Origin of the sequence: Lachnotalea glycerini (assembly GCF_003201285.1) — a bacterium.
GTDB classification, from domain to species: domain Bacteria; phylum Bacillota; class Clostridia; order Lachnospirales; family Lachnospiraceae; genus Lachnotalea; species Lachnotalea glycerini.
Genome location: NZ_QICS01000008.1, coordinates 1 through 21,672, shown reverse-complemented (window position 1 = coordinate 21,672; position 21,672 = coordinate 1). Strand labels below are relative to the sequence as shown.

The window sequence follows — 21,672 nt, the reverse complement described above, 5'->3', positions numbered from 1 at the left end:
TCCTTAGTTTAATATTAATTAAAATCTAATCCTATTTTATTTCTAGCTTTTAATATTAAACTATCTTCTATTAATTCTTGTTTATTACATATTATATTTTCCATTAATAATATAAAGTATGACACTCCTGAACTTTTTTCTTTTAACACAAATAATATACGAGGCTTATTTTGAATATAATTATATAACTCTATAGCCTTTTCTTTATTAATTGTATAATTTATAATTACTAATATTGAAATTATTAAATAGTAGTAATAAATATTAGAACACTTAATTTCCTTATAAGACTGACATAACTTTAAATTAATTTTTACATTCAACTTCCCATTATCGTACATTTCCCATATTGTGTTGCACATAAACATCATTTCAAACGCACTAATAGTTTTTTTACTAATTAGTTCTTCTGCCAAAATTTCTTTTTTATCTAAAATAAAAGTATTATTAGAGATATTATTATTAAAACAAATCCAATAAAACAAATTATTTTTATACTTTGAAACTTTAAAAAACAAATCTATATCATTTATTTCAGTTGAATTACTAAAACACCCTCCTACTAAAATCATACTATTAATTAATAAAATAATTAATAACATAGGATATGTTATTATTGAAATTGAATAGAAAACTAAACTCATTATAATAATAAATAGTGATATAGCTGGTCCACCGAGGGAAATATATCTAAATTTTTCATAAAATATTGATAAAGAATCTTCTGATGTAATCTCTTTTTGATAATCGAAAACAACTGTTCCACTTAATAACCACTCTGGCGAAAACTCTAATTTATATTTTTTTTCATTATTTAAAGTTTTTGTTATTTTAATTCCCAATACTATTAAACTTAATAAAGAGTATTTGTAATACTTGCCTACTATGTAATGCCCAAATTCATGTGCTTCTATTGATAATATTAAACTAACTCCTACTTCTATAAATACACTACTTATAGATAGTTTCTGTGAATCTATAAATACAATATAATAAAATACACAAAATGAAATAATGGATAATAAAACTATTAATAAACTCTGAATTAGATTTTTCATATTATTTCCTATTTCTATAAAAATATATGCTTACTTCTATTAATGCAAATAACCCTGCAATAACAAAAACAGTTATATAGTCCCTAATAACATCCCCAGTCTGAATAAAACCATAAATCACTGCCATAATTAGACACATAATAATAAATTTTATAATTCTAGTCTTTACATTCTCCTTCATCTTTCTTCTTACCTTTCCAACCTATTATTTTAACCTGAGCCTACTAATATAATGTAAAGCTTCTTAATACTATTTAAGATAAACTTCTCATTAGTAGGCTCAAGAATTGCTACATATCTAATTCTTAGCTATGAATTAAATACTATCGTTTTTTCATTAATGATTTATATGTTTTATAGAGCATTGCCCCATAACAAGCTGCTATTCCTGTCAGAATACCAACAGCTACCACACGACTAACTACTGTAGCAATTGCAGCTGCATTTAGCGCTGCCCAACAACCAACTTTTATGGCAGCTGCTTTTAGCACATCATATACTATTCCTCCTAAGATGGTAGCAGCTATCCATTTCAACGCTGTTTTTGCTGTAAAAGCTCCTCCTCCTTCAATTATCATCATTTCTTCTTCTTCCATAACTGCAAATCCACTTGGCATTGCTAATGCCCCTTCGTAACACATTTCCATTATTGGACTCTCCTTTTTATTTTTTTTCAATTGTTTGCAACCAATTGATTTAATTTATGTAAAACATATGTTTAACACCGCTTATGTATAACTTACTTCATTTTCATTTTCTATTATAAGAACGCTTTCATAATCAAATTCATTAGTCTCTTCCTCTCGAATCACAAAGTTCCCCTGTTGCATTTCCCATAGTTTATAATATTGCCCTTGTCTTTGTAATAGTTTCTCATGCGTTCCCTGTTCTACTACTTCACCCTTATCAATCACAAGGATTTCATCACAGTTCTTCACTGTGGCTAATCGGTGGGCAATAATTAGCATAGATTTACTTCTAAATTTATTGTAGATCATATCAAAAATGATATTTTCCGTAGCAAAGTCCAGATTACTTGTACTTTCATCCAGTATGTAAAATTCATTTTTCTTTAAGAAAGCTCTAGCCAGTGCAATTCTCTGCTTTTCTCCACCACTAAGCCCATTCCCTGCTTCCTCTAGATAGGTGTAATACTGCATCGGAAGCTTTTTGATAAAATCATGGGCATCTGCCGCTTTGGCCGCCTCCTTTACCTCATCTAGGGTAGAATTCATTTTACTGACTTTGATATTATCATAGATACTTTTCGAAAATAACTCAATGGACTGTGGTACATAGGAAATAGCTCTTCTAAGTGATGTATTGCTATATTCATTGATATCCACACCATCAATTAAGATTTCTCCATTTTCGGGTTCATAATATTTCAAAAGCAATTTTGCAATGGTAGACTTCCCACTTCCACTCGCACCTACTAATGCGATTTTTTTCCCTTTTGGTATCGTAAAGCTGATATCCTTTAGTACAGGCTTTCTGTTGCCATAACGAAATGTTACATTCTTAACTTCAATATCCCCTTCAATCATTTCAATATTTTGATAAGCATTCCTATTCTCTGTTTCTTGTTCTTCTTCATAATCCAAAATTTCTGTCATTCGTTTCATAGAAATATTAGCCTCTTGAATCTGTAATTGTAGTCCTACCAGTCTTGATACTGGATCCATAAAATAGCCTGACAAAGTCATAAATGCCATCATAGCACCTAATGTAGTATGATTGTTGATAACCTGCATAATTCCAAAATACATTAATATTAAATTTCCTACTTGTGAGATTAGTTCTGAAATAGAACCCTGAATATTAGAAAGCATTCCTTCATTTAAAGAAATCCTTAATGACTTAATATACTCCCTCTCAATCCCCTCAAGCTCTGTTTCCTCATTCGCATTTCCCTTCACGGTCTCCACCGCTCTAAGTCCTTCAATAATCTGCGAATTTAGTATAGATGCCTGCTGCATCTGTTCTTCATTAATCTTTTTATAAGGCTGTTTGAAAATAAATACTAGTAAAATACTGATAATTGTCATAAATAGTATAATGACAAACAAACCTGTATTCATCTTAAACAGGATAACACCTGTAACTAACGCCATTGCAATGTCCATAATCAGTGTAAGGGCAATGTTGGTAAAGATATCTTTAATCGTAAAGGCGTCCGAAAACCTTGTAATAATATCTCCTGTTTTTCTAGTGGCAAAAAACTTCATCGGTAATTTATAAATATGTTCAAAATATCCAAGCATTAACGGAATATCAATCTTCTGTGACAGATAAATCATCATCCATTGTCTTACAAAACCTATGACTACCTGTGTTACCGATAATAGGGCAAATACAATCAGCACCATAACTAATGTATTTTTCAGCTTATAGGGTAAAATCTCATCCATCAATATTTTATTAAACAGAGAGGATACTATTCCCAATACCGTCAATAGAATAGATGCCAGAATCGAATAGGCAAACAACTTTCTTTGCGGTACTAATAACTTAACATAACGATTAAATAGCTTTTCATTTTTCAACTTTCCTGTAGCAAACTGCTGATTCGGCTTTAGAATGAGCATCGCCCCCGTAAAGTCTTTATAAAACTCATCAATCCCTACTCTCATTAAATCCTTGGCTGGATCACCAAGAACCACATGCTTATCTGTTATCTTAAAGATAACTACAAAGTGGCTTAAACCTTCCTTCGTAACGATATTCGCAATGGCAGGAAGTGTATACTTACTTAAAAAACCTTCCTTATCCACGCGTACCGCCTGTGAAATAAATCCAAGCTCGTCCGCACATTTACTAAGACCAATCAGGTTCGTTCCCTTTAAGTCGGTTCCCATCATATCCCTAAGCCTTGTAATCGTTGTTTCTTTCCGATAATGCAAGCATATCATAGCCAGACATGCTGCTGCACAATCCGTTGCATCCTGCTGTTTTACATAGGTATATCTCATATTTACTCCTTGGTCTTTAGATCATACTAATATTTTTTATACTATTTTAAATGGCAATTTCCGTAAGTGAGACTAATAGCCTCTATTATCTGCCTTGCTCCTAGTTTTTCCAGTGGTTTGCTAAAAAATCCTATTAACAATTTAACAAAATACGATTTTTTTTTCAATAAAAAGTCACAATCGGACTGTTTGAAAGCACAAATGGACTATTTAAAAGGAAGCCCCCTCCTACATTGCTCCTACATTTCTGACTTACTGATTCTCATATTTCACTATTCTCCCTTATATCCACTATACTCCAATTCTTTCCCTTTTACCTTAATCGTGATAGCTCCAACATCTTTGGTTATCATTACCTCCATTTTACTAGCTTCAAGCCTTTGTAGCAATTCCTGATGCGGATGGCCATATCGATTATTCTCACCGCATGAAATAATAGCATATTCTGCATTTATTTTATCTAAGAATTCCTTAGATGTTGAGTTCTTTGACCCATGATGTGCTACTTTTAAGATGTCATAATCTTTTGTAATTATTTCTGTAATTTCCTTTTCCCCTTTTGTCTCAATATCTCCTGTAAGAAGCATATCTAATTCACCATATCTTAAGCTTAATACCGTTGAATAATCATTTCTAGATTCTGGACCATATTCTTTATATGGATGCAAACATTCAAGCTCAAGTCCCCCTTTTGTCAGCTTATTACCTTTACTAAAATAAAATACATGGATTCCAGATTCTTTCGCTAATTGTTCTAGCTCAGTAAAAGCATCATCTTTCATTCCTATATCAGGCAAAATGAGATTATCTATTTTATAATCAGAATTTATGATTTCGATTAACCCGGATTTGTGATCTTCATCTGGATGAGTCAAGATACAGTAATCTAATTTCTTAATTCCGTTTGATTTTAAATAGGGTAATATTCTATATTTACCTACATTCCTTACATCTGTGCTTCCACCATCAATCATATAATTTGTTCCATCTACTGACTGAATCACAATACCATCTCCCTGCCCAACATCAAGAAAGGTAACTGTAAATTCATTTGGCATTCGATAGGTAAGGATACCAATCATGAAAATAACGATTAGTAAATACCTCTTTTTTTCTTTTCTCTGTAAAAGATAGAGCATCATAATTAGCAACACATAGTAAATCACAATCTGTACAATCAAAGGCTTTCCAATAACAATGGTTGAAAACGGCAGCTTTTTTGCTATGTTGCATAATGCTTCATATAGTCTTAGAATATAACTTCCCATCCCTATCATAAAACTACCAAGACTGACACTGAATTCAGCGCATAGACAGCCTAATATTCCGGATAGCAGAACATAACTCATAATAGGCAGAACAACCAAATTTAATAAGATAGAATAAGTGGGAAATTCATAATATGAAGATAAGATAATGGGGAGTGTAACAACTGTTACCCCTAGACTTGACAAAAAAGCTTTTATAATACCAGATTTGTATGGTATTGTTTTGATTAGTATCGGTGTTACCGCTCCAATTCCAAGCATTGCACCAAAAGACAATAAGAAACCTGTATTAACCAGATAAAGAGGATTCTCCATGAGAACCAGAATGGCTGCCAAGGCTACTGCAGATAAAATATCATAGGTTCGGCCAAGCATTCTGGCAAGCATTGCTACGATAAACATTATCATCGCCCTGCAAGCAGAAACACCAAAGCCCGTCATATTTGCATAGCATATCACAATTACAATTCCTATGCTGCCTGCAGTCTTGTAACCCAAACCGCATTTTTTCAATATATGAAATAGAAACATTCCAATGATACCTATATGTAATCCACTTACACAAAAAGCATGCAAAATACCGCCCTTTTGATACAGCTCCTTAATATCAGCTGTAAAGTCAGATTTGTCCCCCAGTACCATTGCCTTGAAAGTGCCGCTTTCAGAAATATTCTTTGTTATATCGTCAAAATTGCTGCCTAATTGCCTTGCAAAGCTTGATAAAGTATTTTGTATGAAGCTGTATTTTGTATCTATAATTTCAAGCTTCATTGCCTGTATACCAAAATCTATGTTTTGGCTTTTGTAATATAAATAGGAATTAAACTGCCCTAGGTTAGATGGTTTTTGGAATTTTTTCGATTTACCGATGACTTCGATTTGATTGCCAATTGATATGGCTTTTGAATGGTTTGTATAAATAATAATATTATTTGCCTTTACTTTTTTTGAACCTTGTTTTAAATACACATGTTTTATATATAACAATAACTGCTCATTCTTTTCCTCCTGCTTATATACTTTCCCGGTCACACTAATCGATTCATTATTATTAATTAAACTTGCCGCCATTGACTCTTTAGTAGTCAATGGCAAGCTCGCCAATCCAAGTGTGTCAATGAGCAATAAGCAGGCAATCACAAGAACATAAACAAGTGCACCAATACATAGCGGACGCTTACTCATTGATTACATCCTCCTTTCCACTCGTCACTATGGAATCGTTTTCGATAATATCTAAATTACGTTCAAACAGTGTATCGAAATTTATTACCTCTCGATATGTAATGTCTGTTTCACCGTTTATTAAAATCTGAACTTTATTAATAGTGGAAAGCTCCAGCAAAGAATTAACTACTGAATATACTGGCACTGACTCACTTAAATCATACGTCTTATTCAAAAATCCCTCGTCAAAATTTACGTAGCAAATACCATTTTTTATAGAAACACTAATCAGCTTTGTTTCCGGTGGTATCGTGGGATATACTTTATCAGAAGTAGGACCTTTAATCAATTGCTCTATAATCAGCTTTTCCATTGATATATTACTGCTGTATACCACATCGACCGAAGTTTCTATCAATTTATTGCCTTCCGTATTTGCATAATATAAGGTAAGCTTTGTCCTTTCGTAGGTATTAATCTCATCCCCGGTATTTTCAATAAAATTATCTGTGGTCATTATTCCAATTACATTTCCATTAACATCAGTAAGCGGTTTATCATTAATATAAAAGGAAACAAATTCAACGCCCGGTATTTGGGTCATCATTCTAACAACAGCGGTTCTAAGCAGCACCTCCGTAACTTCCGACATATCATAATAGCCTTTATCAAATGTAATATATACCTGATTAGATTCTAGTGTATAATTCAATACCTTAACGTTATCCGGTTTTGCTTTTTTATAGTTTGCATTTTTAGGGTTTTCATCAAGTAGTGCAATGAACTCTCCAACTATTTCATTGGTAGCTTCACTATTTGGCTGATATGCCTCTGTCACTATTTTCGTCTCTTCTTTATTCACATAATACATAAAATAGCCTGATGAAACTGCTTTTTTATTGCCACAGGCTGTCAGCAACAGACCTAGAATGGTACAAAAAAATATAATTCTTAACTTATTCATTCTTACCTCCATTCTTGCTTATTTTTTATAGCAGTAAGGTTAACTATTTATCACTAGGATATATAATTAAGAGGAACTCTTACCGTAAAGGTCGTGCCTTCCCCTTCCTTACTGTATACCTTAATCGCACCGCGATGCATCAAAATGGCATTTCTGGTAATAGAAAGCCCTAAACCAGTGCCTCCTATTTCTCTGGAATGAGACTTATCTACCCGATAAAATCTTTCGTATATATGCTCTACCGATTCTTCTGGAATCCCAATTCCAGAATCTGCTACTTTAATATAGAAATACTTATGGTCAGCATTCAAGGATACATGTACCCATCCATTTTCAATATTATATTTTATCGCATTCTCAACCAGATTCGATATTGCAAGTGTTATTTTAACCTCGTCTACCTCTGCCGTAACAGGACGAAAGCTCTCAAATATCAACTCAATATTGCTCTTGGCCGCTATTGGACGTAATCTCTTTAAAATAAGCTCTAAAAGCTCATTGATATTCACCGAAGCAATATTTAAATCAGCAGAAGTCTTGTCCAATTTAACAAGAGACAGTAAGTCATTAATAATCTTATTCTCTCTGTCAATTTCCTGTGTAATATCAATCATAAATTCCTTATATAATTCTGCCTGCACATCCTCTTGTGCAATCAGGGAATCTGCAAGCACTTTCATAGAAGTAAGTGGTGTCTTTAATTCATGAGACACATTTGAAACAAATTCCTGTCTGGAATCATCAAGCACTTTCATCCTTGACATCATCTTATTAAAGGCCTCTGATATCAATTCCGTTTCTGTATAATCTGCAACTGATATTTTTTCATTGATATAACCTTCATTCAAGGCTTCTATTGCATTACTGACTCTGGCAAAGGGCTTTACTAGAACCCTTGCCAAATAAAACGCAAGCGTTAGGATTACAATTCCCATACCAAACTGGAGTAAGGAAGCCTTTTGGTAAAGAATTGAAATACTATCCCTTATACTGTCAGTCGAAATACTAACCAAAATCACACCGACAGAATCTTTTGTAATTGTATCAATAATTGGAACTGTCAACTGGATATAATTATTTTTCTTTATATAGCTGGTTGTATTTTCTCCTTTAAAGCATTTAATTACCTCTTCTGATACAATTGTCTTACCTTCCTCTAACACATAAGTATCTTTAATAATTTTAAATGCATTATCAATAACCATTAAGCGTCCGTCATACATTCCAGCCAATTGTTCTATTTCGGCATTAATCATTTCTGAGGTTGGCTCTACTAAATATCCATAGGTACATATCTGATTGGATAAAATTTTACACTGATTTGATACGTCAATGCTTCTTTGTTGAACGGCTCTGTCCTCATAACTGTCAATAATTCCACTTTTTAGTAAAAAGCCCGGAATAATACCAACCAAGGATAATGCTATCATCAACCTGAATTTCAAGCTATTAACAAATTTTCCCCTTTTTTTTAATTTCAAAAATATAATAAACACCTACTTTTCATCTCTTCGCTACAACAATATTAGCATTTACACATCATGAATTCAACTGTTAGTTTTCTATTATGAAAAAGATAATCTATCTTACATTGACAAGATATCTCTTCATTTGTAATCACCTAAATAGACAGAAATATAGGTCTGAAAGTAATACTCTCAGACCTGATTTTTATTGCTTAATAATCCGATTCTTTACCTACTCCTGGAAGTAATAGCCCACGCCCCATTTTGTATGAACGTATTTAGGTTCACTTGGGTTTGATTCAATTTTTTCTCTTAATCTCCGAATATGCACATCGACTGTCCTGACATCTCCAGGATATTCATAGCCCCATACAATATTTAGCAAATTCTCTCTGCTGTACACCTTGTTCGGATTAAATACTAATAATTCCAAAACATCAAATTCTTTTGCCGTAAGATTAATTTCTTTTCCTGAAATATATACCCTTCTGCCTTCACAATCAAGTTTTAAATCACCAATCTGTATCATCTTTTTATTTTCTGCTTGTTCTGCCTTTTTACTTGTTCTCCGCATAATTGCCTTGATTCTTGCTTTAACCTCTAATATATTAAACGGTTTTGTTATGTAATCGTCTGCTCCGTATTCAAGTCCTAATATTTTATCCATATCATCTCCTTTTGCGGTCAGCATGACAATTGGCATAGTAGAAAAATCTCGAATCTGCTGGCATACTTCAAATCCGTTTAACTTGGGAAGCATTACATCAAGTAATACAATGTCATATTCATGTTCCTTAGCCAGACTCAGGGCTTCCTCCCCATCATAGGCACAGTCTACATCCATTCCATCCTGTTCAAGACTAAAACGAATTCCCTTAACAATTAATTTTTCATCATCGACAACAAGTACTTTCTTTCCCACGATTTTCACCTCATTTTACTGTAATCATATCTTTGACCTTATTAAAAACTCCCTCTTTAATCCCTTCAATCTGCATTAGTTCTTCAATTGTTTGAAATTTACCCTTAGATTCTCTATATGCAATGATACATTTTGCTTTGGAAGTGCCGATACCAGGTAAAGTAGTAAGCTTCTCTTCATCTGCCGTATTGATGTTAACTAACCCCGAAGCCGACTCTTTGTCTGACTGTTCCAATTGCTCAGCGTCCTCTTCTGAGGGAACTATAATCTTTTGCCCATCTTCTACACATTCAGCAAGATTTAAATAGTCATCCGCAGCGTTTTCTGAAATACCTCCTGCTAACTCAACCACTTGATATAATCTTGCTCCATCTTCTACCTGATATACACCGGGATTTTCAACTTCACCGCAAATATATACATAAATCATTGTGTTATCCTGCGCACTGTCTTTGTTATTATCCGCTTCGTACTCCACTTTTAATTCCTCTGTTTGGACTTTATCGTCCTCCTTAAGAGATACCTTTGTTTTCGAGCTGTCCTCACAGCTATACAAACACCCACATAATAAAAATGTAATACATATTATAATATATTTAATGAATTTGCCTATTTGCATATTACCTCCATAATAGCTTATGGATTTCCCTCTATGCCAGACTACTTTATTGTAACTAAAAAATCTGATTATTACAAGTTACTTTTTTCCTATTTTTATTCCCATTTAAATAATACTACTCCAACTATAGCTAATATCATTCCAAATAATTTTTTCCACTCAAATTCAACCTTGTCTACTCCGAATACACCAAACAGCTCAATTAGATAAGCTACAATAAGCTGTGATATAACAATAATCATAACCGCTTTTGCCGGTCCTAATGAAGCCATACTTTTAATCACTGTATAAGTGATTACAGCTCCAAATACACCACCAAACAGCATATATTTAGGACTGACCTGCATCAGTCCTGCAAAACTTTCTCGTCCGGTAAAAAACCATGCTCCGATACAAATAATCAGGGCGCTAAATTGAACCCAGCTATTTGATACCCAAATACTGGTGTCCTTTGTTACCTCAGTATTAAAAACCCCTTGAACACTCATCAGTGCTCCTGCAACCAAAGCAATAATAATTCCAATCATCCTTCCACAACCTCCATATATTGTCATATGCAAATTATTTCCACATAATTGGAATTATATTCATTTTGATAACCTATGCTATTTTGACATTTCTTCTATAGCCTGTGCTACGTCCTCACCTTTCCAAATATTAGAAAAGGCGATTTCAAGCTTGAGCCAATAATCTTCATTTTCCATCTGCTTTGGTACATTTGCTGAATTTTCATACTGCTTTAATACATTTGCAATATTTTCACTGTTGTAATTGATATCATTTCGAGAAGACAGCTTTCCTGCCTCTTCATACAATTTGTCTGCTTTATCATAAGTAAGATATTTTGCAAATTTTTTTGCTTCCTCTGCTTTTTGGGTATAGCCATTGACAAATACACCGTAACTGATTGCAAGTCCCTTACTTTCAAGTTCTGTTGTTAAATTGGGTAGTGGAACAATTTTAAAACTACTGTTTTTATCTACAATTGTTCCCATACCACTTATTGCATCCTCTTCAATAGAACTGCCCTCCTCTATCTGGCTGTTGTCCTCTGATGAGCTGTTAGTTTCTAATGATTGATTGTCCGAAACACTATTTTCTTGTGCAAAGCACTGTCTTAGCATTTTTTCAATGCCGGCAGTAAAGTCTTTTAACGTTGATTGGCTTATCTGCTTAGTAACATTTGGTTCTTTTGAAGAACTCTCAATGTTTTCTGTGTTGTCTTTGGAAGCTTTTTCAGAAGCATTGTTAACATTTTTCTCCTGCTCTTCTTTCGAAGTATCATCTTCTTTTGCTTCATTAACTCCTTCTTCATCTGTTTCATATATTTTGCCAGTATTTCCATTTTGGTTAATCGCTTGAATGCTATCACTTGTTTCACCTTCTATCATTTCTATTTCTGGTAGTTTGTCCGTTTTTGCAATTGTAAATACACTTTTTCCGGCAGTAAATTTTTCAAATGCCGTTTCATAATCAACCGTCTTTGCATCAATTGCAAAATATTGATTCAGGTTTTGGTAATAGGTCAGCGCTTCCTGCAATTTGTTCCTATCTAAAATATAATTTTCATTATTAATCTCATCATTATTCAAATAATTTCCAACAAAAAAATAATTACATAAAATGTCAGTTACATCCCAGTTAAATATTGCTTCCACACCTTCCGGTGCGTCAAATTCATCCGCAAATGTGAGAATCTCATCTATCGTTTCCGGTGCTTTCGTAACATAATCCTGATTATATAACAAGTAGCTTGTTTCAAAATACATTGGATATGCTAACAGCTTATTTTTATAAGTAAATGCATTTAGTGCTGTTTCATAATAGCTATTTTCCGAATAGGTTTCATCCGTATTTTGAAGTGTTAATCCTGCCAAATATAATTTTTCCAAATTACTATTTTCTGCCACAAACAAATCAGGGGCAATCTCATCTCCTAAGACTGCCTGATTGATATTTTCTATATAATCCATTGCGGATACTAATTTCGACGTAACTATAATATTATTTTCTGTACTATATTCTTTGGCTGCCTCATCAATATAGTCACTCAAGTCACTATTAGTATACCACACCACAATTTCAGGCTGCACATCCTTTGTCTCATTTGAATTATCGGCAACATTTTCATTTGTGGTTTCCTTACAGCTGGTAAAGCATGCGATTAACACGACGGTTAAGCTGATACTTATAACTTTCTTAATGATATGCTTCAATTTCTTATCTCCTGTTCACAAATTAGCCAGCAGGAGCTTCTGGCTCTTTACTCCTGTAAACCAGCTAAACTTTTTTCAAGCTTTTCTATCATCTCATTCACATGTTCTTTTGTTATAACCAAAGGAGGAACTATTCTGACTACATTCGTTCCGGCCGTGATAAGAATTAATCCCTGCTCCATTGCCTTTAACACTAAATCATTGGCTGGTTTATTAAGAATTAATCCCTGCATCAAACCTTTTCCACGTCTTCCTTCAACACAATCAAACTTTTCCACAAGTGAATCAAGCTTATCATTTAAGTATACACTTATCTTATTCACATTTTCAACTATATTTTCACTTTCATACAAATCAAATACTTTGCTTACTGCAGCACATGCAAACGGATTTCCTCCATAAGTCGTTCCATGGTCACCAGGTACTAACACTGCTGCCTTTTGACTCATAACAAAGGCTCCTACCGGTACTCCACAGCCTAAAGCTTTTGCACAAGTCATCACATCTGGCTTTACTCCATATCCCTGCCAAGCAAACATGCTGCCACATCTTCCCATTCCACATTGAATTTCATCAAAAATCAATAGAATATCATGGGCATCACAAAGCTTTCTTACCCCTTCCATAAATTCTTTCGTCGCAGGATAAATTCCGCCTTCTCCCTGAATCGGCTCAAGAAGAATTGCACAAGTCTTTTCGTTTACCAACGCTTTTACGCTGTCTAAATCATTAAAATCTGCAAACGAAATGCCGCCTATGAGTGGTTTAAATGCCTCCTGATAGTGTGGGTTTCCTGTTACGGATAAAGCTCCAAGACTTCTTCCATGAAAAGAATGCTTCATGGCTATGATCTCATGATCTGTTTTTCCATCCTTATTAAATGCATACTTTCTTGCAGTTTTGATAGCACCTTCAATGGCTTCTGTACCACTATTTGTAAAGAACACTCGATCAAATCCAGACGCTTTTGCTAACTTTTTGCTAGCCTCTGCCATTGGAACATTGTAATACAGATTCGAGGTATGCATTAATAAATCTATTTGATTTTTTAATGCTGTCTTATATTCTTCATTGCTATAGCCAAGTGCATTAACTGCAATTCCCGCAGCAAAATCCAAATACTTCTTACCATTTGTATCATACAGATAAACGCCTTCTCCTTTTTCCAACACAATTTGATAGCGATTATAGGTATGTAATAAGTATTGTTCTGCCTGTTCCATATAATTATTCATGCTCATTAAAATACCTGCTTTCTGATTCATTTAAAATTGCCGTGCCAATTCCCTTATTCGTAAAAAATTCAAGTAATAAGCAATGTTCAATACGTCCATCTAAAATATGAACTCTGGATACACCGCTCTCAATTGCATCAATGCAATTTTGCAACTTGGGAAGCATTCCCCCACCTACGTTGCCACTTTTTAAAAACTCCTTTGCTTCTGGAATCGTAAGTTCTGAAATTAAAGTTTCTGATTTAAGCGGATCTCTATAAACACCTTCTATATCAGTCAAAAATACTAGCTTTTCTGCCTTTACACTTTTTGCAATGGCACAGGCAGCATCATCTGCATTGATATTATAAGTGTTATAATTATCATCAATACCTACCGGGCAAATAACTGGTATAAAATCATTTTCCAACAGGGTATTGATTAAATCTGTTTTTACCTCTTTTACTTCACCAACAAAGCCAATATCTTTTCCACCTGAAAACTTTTTATCTACACGAATGGTAGAACTATCCTTACCACTGATACCAACAGCCTTTACCCCAAGACTTTCCATCATCTGAACCAGGTTCTTATTCACCTTGTTAAGTACCATTTCTGCTATTTCCATCGTAGGTGCATCCGTTACTCTCAATCCATTGATAAATTGAGACTCCATACCTGATTTTTTAATCCATTTATTGATTTCCTTACCACCACCATGTACTATAATAGGCTTAAAACCAACTAATTTAAGAAGAGCAACATCCTTTATTACATTTTTCTTTAATTCATCATCTATCATAGCACTGCCGCCATATTTTACAACTATTATCTTTCCATTAAATCTTTGAATATATGGTAATGCTTCGATTAAAACCTGTGCCTTTTGAAGCCATAATTCCATTTCCATCTCTTTTCCCTCTTTCCCTTAAGAACGATAATCCGCATTTATTTTTACGTAGTCATAGGTTAAATCACAACCCCAGGCAGTTGCTTTCGCATCCCCCATCTTAATATCTGCAATTGCAGATACTTCAGTCTCAGATAAAATTTTTGTTGCTTCCTCTTCACTGTAGTTCAGAGCAACACCGTTTTCTATAATTTGTAACTTACCTGCTTTACTTTCGAAATATAAATCTACTTTTTCAGGGTCAAATTGCGCACCCGAATAGCCCATTGCACATAAGATTCTACCCCAATTTGCGTCATGCCCAAAAATTGCTGCCTTAGTAAGACTCGAGGTAATAACGGATTTACTTAATACAACAGCCTGTTCCTTTGACTCAGCTCCAATTACCTGAACCTCAAACAAAGCCGTTGCTCCTTCTCCGTCACCTGCAATTTTCTTAGATAAACAAGTATTGATATAATTAAGTGCTTTCTTAAATTGATTGTAATCTTCATTTTTTGACGTGATTTCTGCATTACCAGCTAAACCATTTGCCATTAATAATACCGTATCATTCGTTGAAGTGTCACCATCTACTGATATCATGTTATAGGTGTCCTTAACGTCCTCGCTTAATGCCTCTTGTAAAAGCTCCTTGGAAATCGCAATATCCGTTGTTATAAAAGAAAGCATGGTACACATATTTGGATGAATCATTCCTGATCCTTTACACATACCACCTATTGTCACACACCGGCCTCCAATGATAACCTCCACAGCAGCTTCCTTTGGCAACGTATCTGTGGTCATAATGGCTTTGGCTGCTGCATGACCATCTTCAATTGTTTGTCCAAGCTTTTGAGCCATTACTTTCACACCCGCCTTAATCTTATCCATTGGAAGCTGCTTTCCGATTACTCCCGTTGATGCAACTAAAACGCTGTTTACTGGTATATTTAAAGACTCGGAAGCCTCAGTTGCTGTTTCCTCACAATATTGAAACCCTTCTTTGCCTGTACAAGCATTTGCAATTCCCGCATTAATGACAACCGCCTGGGTATACGGCGAATGGTCTGTCAATTCCTTATCCCATAATACAGGTGCTGCTTTCACAATATTCGTTGTGTAAGTTCCTGCTGTTTTACATGGCACCTCACTGTAAATCAAAGCCATATCTTTTCTATCCTTGTATTTGATACCAGCAGCTGTACAAGTAGCCACAAAGCCCTTAGCTGCAGTCACTCCACCGTCAATTATTTTCATCATACTTACCTGCCCTTTCTATTGAATAAATGTTGTTATATTATCTACATTTAATGTAATATCATAATAATTTAAGTCCTCTCGAAATGTCCATCCAAGTTCCTGCCAAAAGGAATTTCCCAATTCATTTTTCTTAAAGGCAATTAAAGTAACCTTATTAATCTGCTCATTTTCTAAAGCCTCAAGGGCAGCTTTTGCCATTCGCTTCCCAATTCCATTCTTTCTCTTACTCTCTTCCACACATACATGATAAAAACAACCCCGTCTTCCATCATGCCCACACAGTATGCTGCCAACTATCTTTCCATCCTCCTCTGCCACAATACTTGTAGTTGGATTTCTTTTTAAAAATCGCTCTATATTCTCATAGGAATCATCTATGCTTCGAATTGCAAATCCCTTAATACTTTCCCAAAGTGCACGAACCTCTTTATAATCATCAATTTTCATTGTCCTAATCATTCTTTCTACCTCACTTTATGGAAACATTGGTACTAAATCAAGCCCCATACTTTCTTTCAGACCAAACATCAAATTCATATTCTGAACAGCCTGCCCTGCTGCTCCCTTTACAAGATTGTCCATAGCTCCCATCATAATAACACGATTTGTTCTAGGATCAATTTTGAAATTTACATCTACATAATTACTTCCCTCAACCCATTTGGTTTCCGGACATATATCCTTGTCAAGAACTCTTACAAATTTTTCATTCTGATAATATTTATCATATACCGCTTTCATCTGCTCATAGCTAACATCTTTACTTAGTGAAGCGTAAGCCGTAATTAAAATTCCACGATTCATAGGAACCAAATGAGGAGTAAAATTAATCTTAATCTCTTTGTTTGCTGCATAGGATAATTGCTCCTCAATCTCAGGAGTATGTCTATGAACTGTTACTCCATATGCCTTGATATTTTCATTGACCTCGCAATACAGATTATCTATCTTCGCTCCTCTTCCTGCACCTGAAGTACCTGATTTGGCATCTATAATAATTGAATTTAAATCAATCAAGCCTTCCTTTATCAGCGGATAAATGGAAAGTGTAGAACAGGTAGGATAGCATCCAGGATTTGCAACCAATCTTGCATTTTTTATATCGTTGCGATTTATCTCACAAAGCCCATATACTGCTTCTCCTATAAATTGTGGTGACTGATGTTTTAGTTTATACCATTCTTCATAAATTTTTACATCTTTGATTCTATAATCTGCACTTAAATCAATCACTTTAACCTTAGATAATATCTCTTCACTTACAAGAGAAGAACATAAACCCTGTGGAGTTGCTGTGAAAATAACATCCACCTGTTTTGCTAATTCTTCCATATTATCATCCAAACAATTATTTTCTATAATCTGAAACATATTACGATAAACCTCAGAGTATTTCTTATCTATATAGCTTCTTGAGCCAAACCACTTTATTTGAGTCTCTCTATGTCCGACAAGAATTCTTACTAATTCTTGACCTGCATATCCTGTCGAACCAATAATACCTGCTTTTATCATAATAACATCTCCTTTATTTCCTGTTGTATCAGGAATTTTAATATACTTCCAATTTCTTGTATTGCATAATTATACATCACCTTTGCATAATGTGCAACTAAATTTTTTAATATTTTTGCATTATTTAAACAATTGTATTTTTACTCATATAATAATGATAATAATTCTATTATTATTATTCGAAGTCTCTTATTACCTATAACTACAGTCTTTGTTCTATTGATATAATTTGTTTTTTATTTAAAAAAATAGCATATTTCTAACTTCTTTGTATCATATTGCACACATTTATGAATAATAATAATAAAATAATGTATAAAATTGCACTTGAATTTCTATGAATGATGATGTATATTATTCTAAAAGCAAAGGGAGTTATTATCCTTTTCAAAAATATAACATATTAGGAGGCATTTTATGAAAGAGAAAGTTATTTTAGCGTATTCTGGCGGACTTGATACAACTGCTATTATTCCTTGGTTAAAAGAAAACTATGATTACGACGTAGTATGTGTATGTATTAATGTTGGACAGGGAAATGAATTGGACGGTCTGGAAGAAAGAGCCAAATTGTCTGGTGCCACAAAATTATATGTAGAAAACGTAGTAGATGAATTTGTTGATGATTATGTAATTCCTTGCGTTCAGGCAAATGCTGTTTATGAAAATAAATATTTACTTGGAACCTCTATGGCAAGACCTGTTATTGCAAAAAAATTAGTTGAAATTGCAAGACTTGAAAGTGCCGTTGCTATTTGCCACGGTGCAACCGGAAAGGGAAATGATCAGGTTCGTTTTGAATTAGGTATTAAAGCACTTGCCCCCGATTTAAAGATTATTGCTCCATGGAGATGTAATGATACCTGGAAAATGCAATCTCGTGAGGATGAGATTCAATATTGTAAGGAGCATGGTATTGACCTTCCTTTCTCCGCTGATAACAGCTACAGCCGTGACAGAAATCTTTGGCACATCAGCCACGAAGGCCTTGAGCTTGAAGATCCTGCAATTGAACCAAATTATGACCATTTATTAGTACTAAGTGTATCTCCCCAAGAAGCTCCAAACGAGGGTGAATATGTTACTATGACTTTTGAAAATGGTATTCCTATAAGTCTTAACGGAGAAAAAATGAAAGCCTCCACAATCATTGAAAAATTAAATGAATTAGGAGGAAAACACGGCATAGGAATCATTGACATTGTAGAAAACCGTGTTGTTGGAATGAAATCCCGTGGAGTCTATGAAACTCCGGGCGGAACCATACTTATGGAAGCACACACTCAATTAGAGGAATTAATCTTAGACCGTGCTACTCTAACCGTGAAAAAGGAAATGGCAAATAAATTTGCTGATATAGTGTATGAAGGAAAATGGTTTACTCCGCTTCGTGAAGCAGTTCAGGCATTTATTGAATCTACGCAGCAATATGTAACTGGAGAAGTTAAATTCAAGCTTTATAAGGGGAATATAATAAAGGCCGGTACCACCTCACCATATTCCTTATACAGTGAATCCTTAGCCAGCTTTACAACAGGTGAATTATACGACCATCACGATGCAGAAGGCTTTATTAACTTATTTGGTTTATCACTGAAAGTGCGTGCAATGAAGATGGCAGAATTAAGTAAAAACAATTAAAATAAGCAGAATTGGCAAATAATTGAAATATTACTGCCCTTGATAATTACGCTTTTCCACATAAAATAAAGAATAGACTGTTTCATCCTACAGCCTATTCTTTATTTTATTTATTATGTAATTGCACCTGATTCTTTGCATGCAATAGAAATCGCTCTTTAATTTCTGCTATGAGCCTCTCTTCCTGTTTATCATCACCTGTAAAGGGTACAAAACCTCCTGCCATATGGGCATGTCCGCCGCCATTACCAAATCCCATTAAGGCAGATTTGCATAATTCTCCTGCATCACATGTACTAAATTTACTTCGAACCGAAAGCTTCAGCCCCTCAACTTTTCTTGCGTATACTATGGATAAATAGACGTTTGAGATTGACATCATAAAATCAGATATTGTTGCAATAAGCGCCTCGGGACAATCCATCCCTGTATTTGCAAAGCTAATACCTTCAACTATATCAATATTATTAATTGCATTTGCATAGGCATGTAAGTCATCTATTTGCAATACGCTGTGCTCCAGCCTCCTGACAATATCCATATTACATTTGGTATACAAATAATAGAACATATCTAAATCAAGCTTGGAAACTCCTCTGCTTAAATTCGCAGTATCAATTTTTATTCCATAAATCAATGCCGTAGCTGTCATCTTATCAATCGGTATATGATTCTCAATAAAATATTCGCCTACAATAGAAGCACAAGCTCCAACATCTTTTCGTATATCAGCAAATTTATACTCACTGGCTTCATTTAATGGATGGTGATCGATACAGATTACTTCATGACCTATAATATCTTCTACATTAATGTTACCCTTTTGCGAATCCACAAGAATGATTTCATCATTCTCTGTCATATTATGGACATCCTTGATATTAAATAGCGTAATACCAAGTTCCTCTATCATTTTAGCAGTACTTAACCTATCAATCCTTCCCATATAACATATGGAAGATGAAATATTCTTATTTTCTAGCAGCTTCTGCAAGCCATAAGCACTTGCAATGGCATCCGGATCCGGAAAATTATGTGTTTGAATATAAACATAGTTTGAAGATATATTTGACAATATATTATCTAGTTTTGTCATACCCTATTGAGCTGTATCAGCTGATAAACCAGCAAAATAATCATTAATAGAATCCATGTTCACAGATACTACTGTCTCTGGCTTATTCGACTCTATTACATTATATGCAGAATAACCAATCCAACCAATCGCAGCGATTGAAACTAATGAAATCGATAGCTTCACAGCTATTGATTTTCGTTTTTCCTGCATTATAATTTTTTTTCTATTGGCTTTTTCCTTTTTATAGCGTTCCACTTTTTCCTGACTCATACTAAATTCACTCCTCCAATATATAATTTCTGCTTATTTACATAGATGTATTATACACTATATTTGTGAATTTTTGTTAAAATAAATTTGAAATATTAAAATTCATATTAAACGACTGCTATTATACCTCCATCATTTGCATATAATGTACTTACTCCAGCGGTTTCACATAAAATAATATCTTTAAATTTACATTTTTTAAGCAATTCCTCTTTCACCATCAGCGCTCTTTCTGGACAATTGCAATGCGAAATTGCAAGTATTTTATTCTCTGAATCCTTTACCTGCTCTACAATAATATTCATCATCTTATCCAATGCTTTATTGATTCCTCTGGCCTGACCTAACTGACAAATACTGCCTTCGCTGGTCGCTCCCATAACTGGCTTAATATTTAAAGCTCCTGCAACAAATGCCTTTAAATTACTTAATCTTCCATTTTTTCTAAGTGTTTCTAAAGATTCTAACACAAAGTACGTATGCATATTTTCAATATACTCTTCCACAGTTCTCACAACATCATGAAAGCCCATTCCCGCCGTTTCACACTCTTCAGCTTTTAGTGCAATCAAGGTTTCACCTATAGATGCCGATTTTGAATCGAATACATGAATGTTCTTATTTCCCTTTTCTTCATGATAAAGATTCTTACCCAAAACAGCACTATTGTAGGAACCGCTCAATTGACTGGACAAGGTTACTGCATACACATCCTCTGCATCAGTAGTAAACTCCTGCATATATTTTTCAGGAGACGGACATGACGACTTGGGACAATTCGGACTTGCGGCCACCTTTTTAAGAAAGTCAGCCTGATCAAAGAACTCATCATCTACAATAATATGATCATCAACTTGAAGCTGTAATGGGACATTGACAAAATGTTTATCCTCTTTTAATCTTTCTGTAAATTCTCCACAACTATCTACAATTATTTTATAGCTCATAGTTACCTCCTAATTTATGAGAAAACTACTAATTTGTATGTCAATAGTAGCTTTTTATGCAATTTTCTCTTCACTAACTACATAATATAGTTTTGATTACTACTAATAATAGCATACATATAAAATAAATAAAAGTATTTTTATGAAAAATATACTTGTAATATTTTAATTAAATTATCCTGATCCTTTATTCCCATTAC

19 protein-coding genes are annotated in these 21,672 nt (G+C 34.1%); 1 reads left to right on the top strand and 18 read right to left on the bottom strand.

Annotation, left to right across the window (positions count from 1 at the left end; genetic code table 11):
- Positions 1-14: 14 nt before the first annotated feature.
- The 15 genes from C8E03_RS14320 to argC all read right to left on the bottom strand — a co-directional run bounded on the left by C8E03_RS14320 (position 15) and on the right by argC (position 17,536).
- A complete protein-coding gene (locus C8E03_RS14320) occupies positions 15-1,058 on the bottom strand; it encodes a site-2 protease family protein (RefSeq protein ID WP_094376422.1) in 1,044 nt (347 codons plus the stop codon).
- 323 nt (positions 1,059-1,381) lie between these two features.
- On the bottom strand, positions 1,382-1,705 hold the full coding sequence (locus tag C8E03_RS14310) for a hypothetical protein (protein WP_094376424.1): 324 nt from the start codon (positions 1,703-1,705) through the stop codon (positions 1,382-1,384).
- 81 nt (positions 1,706-1,786) lie between these two features.
- A complete protein-coding gene (locus tag C8E03_RS14305; protein WP_094376425.1) occupies positions 1,787-4,030 on the bottom strand; it encodes a peptidase domain-containing ABC transporter in 2,244 nt (747 codons plus the stop codon).
- Positions 4,031-4,302: 272 nt separating this feature from the next.
- Positions 4,303-6,483, bottom strand: a complete 2,181-nt coding sequence (locus C8E03_RS14300; RefSeq protein ID WP_110291340.1) for a DNA internalization-related competence protein ComEC/Rec2 — start codon at positions 6,481-6,483, stop codon at positions 4,303-4,305.
- Complete coding sequence (locus tag C8E03_RS14295; RefSeq protein ID WP_170123004.1) at positions 6,476-7,429, bottom strand: GerMN domain-containing protein; 954 nt, start codon at positions 7,427-7,429, stop codon at positions 6,476-6,478. Before C8E03_RS14295 ends, C8E03_RS14300 begins: the two co-directional genes overlap by 8 nt.
- A 53-nt stretch (positions 7,430-7,482) precedes the next feature.
- Positions 7,483-8,910, bottom strand: coding sequence for a sensor histidine kinase (locus tag C8E03_RS14290; RefSeq protein WP_094376441.1), 1,428 nt, complete (start codon positions 8,908-8,910; stop codon positions 7,483-7,485).
- A 217-nt stretch (positions 8,911-9,127) separates the two neighbouring features.
- Positions 9,128-9,817: a response regulator transcription factor gene (locus C8E03_RS14285; RefSeq protein WP_094376428.1), complete on the bottom strand. Its 690-nt coding sequence runs from the start codon at positions 9,815-9,817 to the stop codon at positions 9,128-9,130.
- A gap of 10 nt (positions 9,818-9,827) precedes the next feature.
- Complete coding sequence (locus tag C8E03_RS14280; protein WP_110291339.1) at positions 9,828-10,436, bottom strand: helix-hairpin-helix domain-containing protein; 609 nt, start codon at positions 10,434-10,436, stop codon at positions 9,828-9,830.
- Between the two features lie 95 nt (positions 10,437-10,531).
- Positions 10,532-10,963 (bottom strand): DMT family transporter, encoded by a 432-nt coding sequence (locus tag C8E03_RS14275; protein WP_094376430.1) that lies wholly within the window; start codon positions 10,961-10,963, stop codon positions 10,532-10,534.
- A gap of 78 nt (positions 10,964-11,041) precedes the next feature.
- Positions 11,042-12,652: a sugar ABC transporter substrate-binding protein gene (locus C8E03_RS14270; protein WP_110291338.1), complete on the bottom strand. Its 1,611-nt coding sequence runs from the start codon at positions 12,650-12,652 to the stop codon at positions 11,042-11,044.
- 47 nt (positions 12,653-12,699) lie between these two features.
- On the bottom strand, positions 12,700-13,893 hold the full coding sequence (locus tag C8E03_RS14265; RefSeq protein WP_094376432.1) for an aspartate aminotransferase family protein: 1,194 nt from the start codon (positions 13,891-13,893) through the stop codon (positions 12,700-12,702).
- Positions 13,880-14,776, bottom strand: a complete 897-nt coding sequence (gene argB / locus C8E03_RS14260) for an acetylglutamate kinase (protein ID WP_094376433.1) — start codon at positions 14,774-14,776, stop codon at positions 13,880-13,882. Before argB ends, C8E03_RS14265 begins: the two co-directional genes overlap by 14 nt.
- A gap of 18 nt (positions 14,777-14,794) precedes the next feature.
- Positions 14,795-16,018 carry a bifunctional glutamate N-acetyltransferase/amino-acid acetyltransferase ArgJ gene (argJ, locus tag C8E03_RS14255; protein WP_094376442.1) on the bottom strand — a complete coding sequence of 408 codons (1,224 nt, stop codon included), beginning with the start codon at positions 16,016-16,018 and terminating at the stop codon, positions 14,795-14,797.
- Between the two features lie 18 nt (positions 16,019-16,036).
- Positions 16,037-16,480 (bottom strand): GNAT family N-acetyltransferase, encoded by a 444-nt coding sequence (locus C8E03_RS14250; protein WP_094376434.1) that lies wholly within the window; start codon positions 16,478-16,480, stop codon positions 16,037-16,039.
- A 15-nt stretch (positions 16,481-16,495) separates the two neighbouring features.
- A complete protein-coding gene (gene argC / locus C8E03_RS14245; protein ID WP_094376435.1) occupies positions 16,496-17,536 on the bottom strand; it encodes an N-acetyl-gamma-glutamyl-phosphate reductase in 1,041 nt (346 codons plus the stop codon).
- Positions 17,537-17,953: 417 nt separating this feature from the next.
- Here argC and C8E03_RS14240 point away from each other — a divergent pair, with 417 nt between their 5' ends.
- The gene (locus C8E03_RS14240) at positions 17,954-19,177 is read left to right on the top strand and encodes an argininosuccinate synthase (RefSeq protein ID WP_094376436.1); all 1,224 of its coding nucleotides are present in this window, start codon (positions 17,954-17,956) and stop codon (positions 19,175-19,177) included.
- 106 nt (positions 19,178-19,283) lie between these two features.
- Here the strand turns inward: C8E03_RS14240 and C8E03_RS14235 are convergent, their stop codons facing one another.
- From C8E03_RS14235 to C8E03_RS14225, 3 genes are all read right to left on the bottom strand, one after another.
- A complete protein-coding gene (locus C8E03_RS14235) occupies positions 19,284-20,273 on the bottom strand; it encodes a DHH family phosphoesterase (protein WP_110291337.1) in 990 nt (329 codons plus the stop codon).
- Between the two features lie 3 nt (positions 20,274-20,276).
- Positions 20,277-20,525: a hypothetical protein gene (locus C8E03_RS14230; protein ID WP_094376438.1), complete on the bottom strand. Its 249-nt coding sequence runs from the start codon at positions 20,523-20,525 to the stop codon at positions 20,277-20,279.
- 107 nt (positions 20,526-20,632) lie between these two features.
- Entirely contained in the window at positions 20,633-21,472 is an 840-nt protein-coding gene (locus C8E03_RS14225; RefSeq protein ID WP_094376439.1) for a DegV family protein, read from the bottom strand.
- Positions 21,473-21,672: the final 200 nt, after the last annotated feature.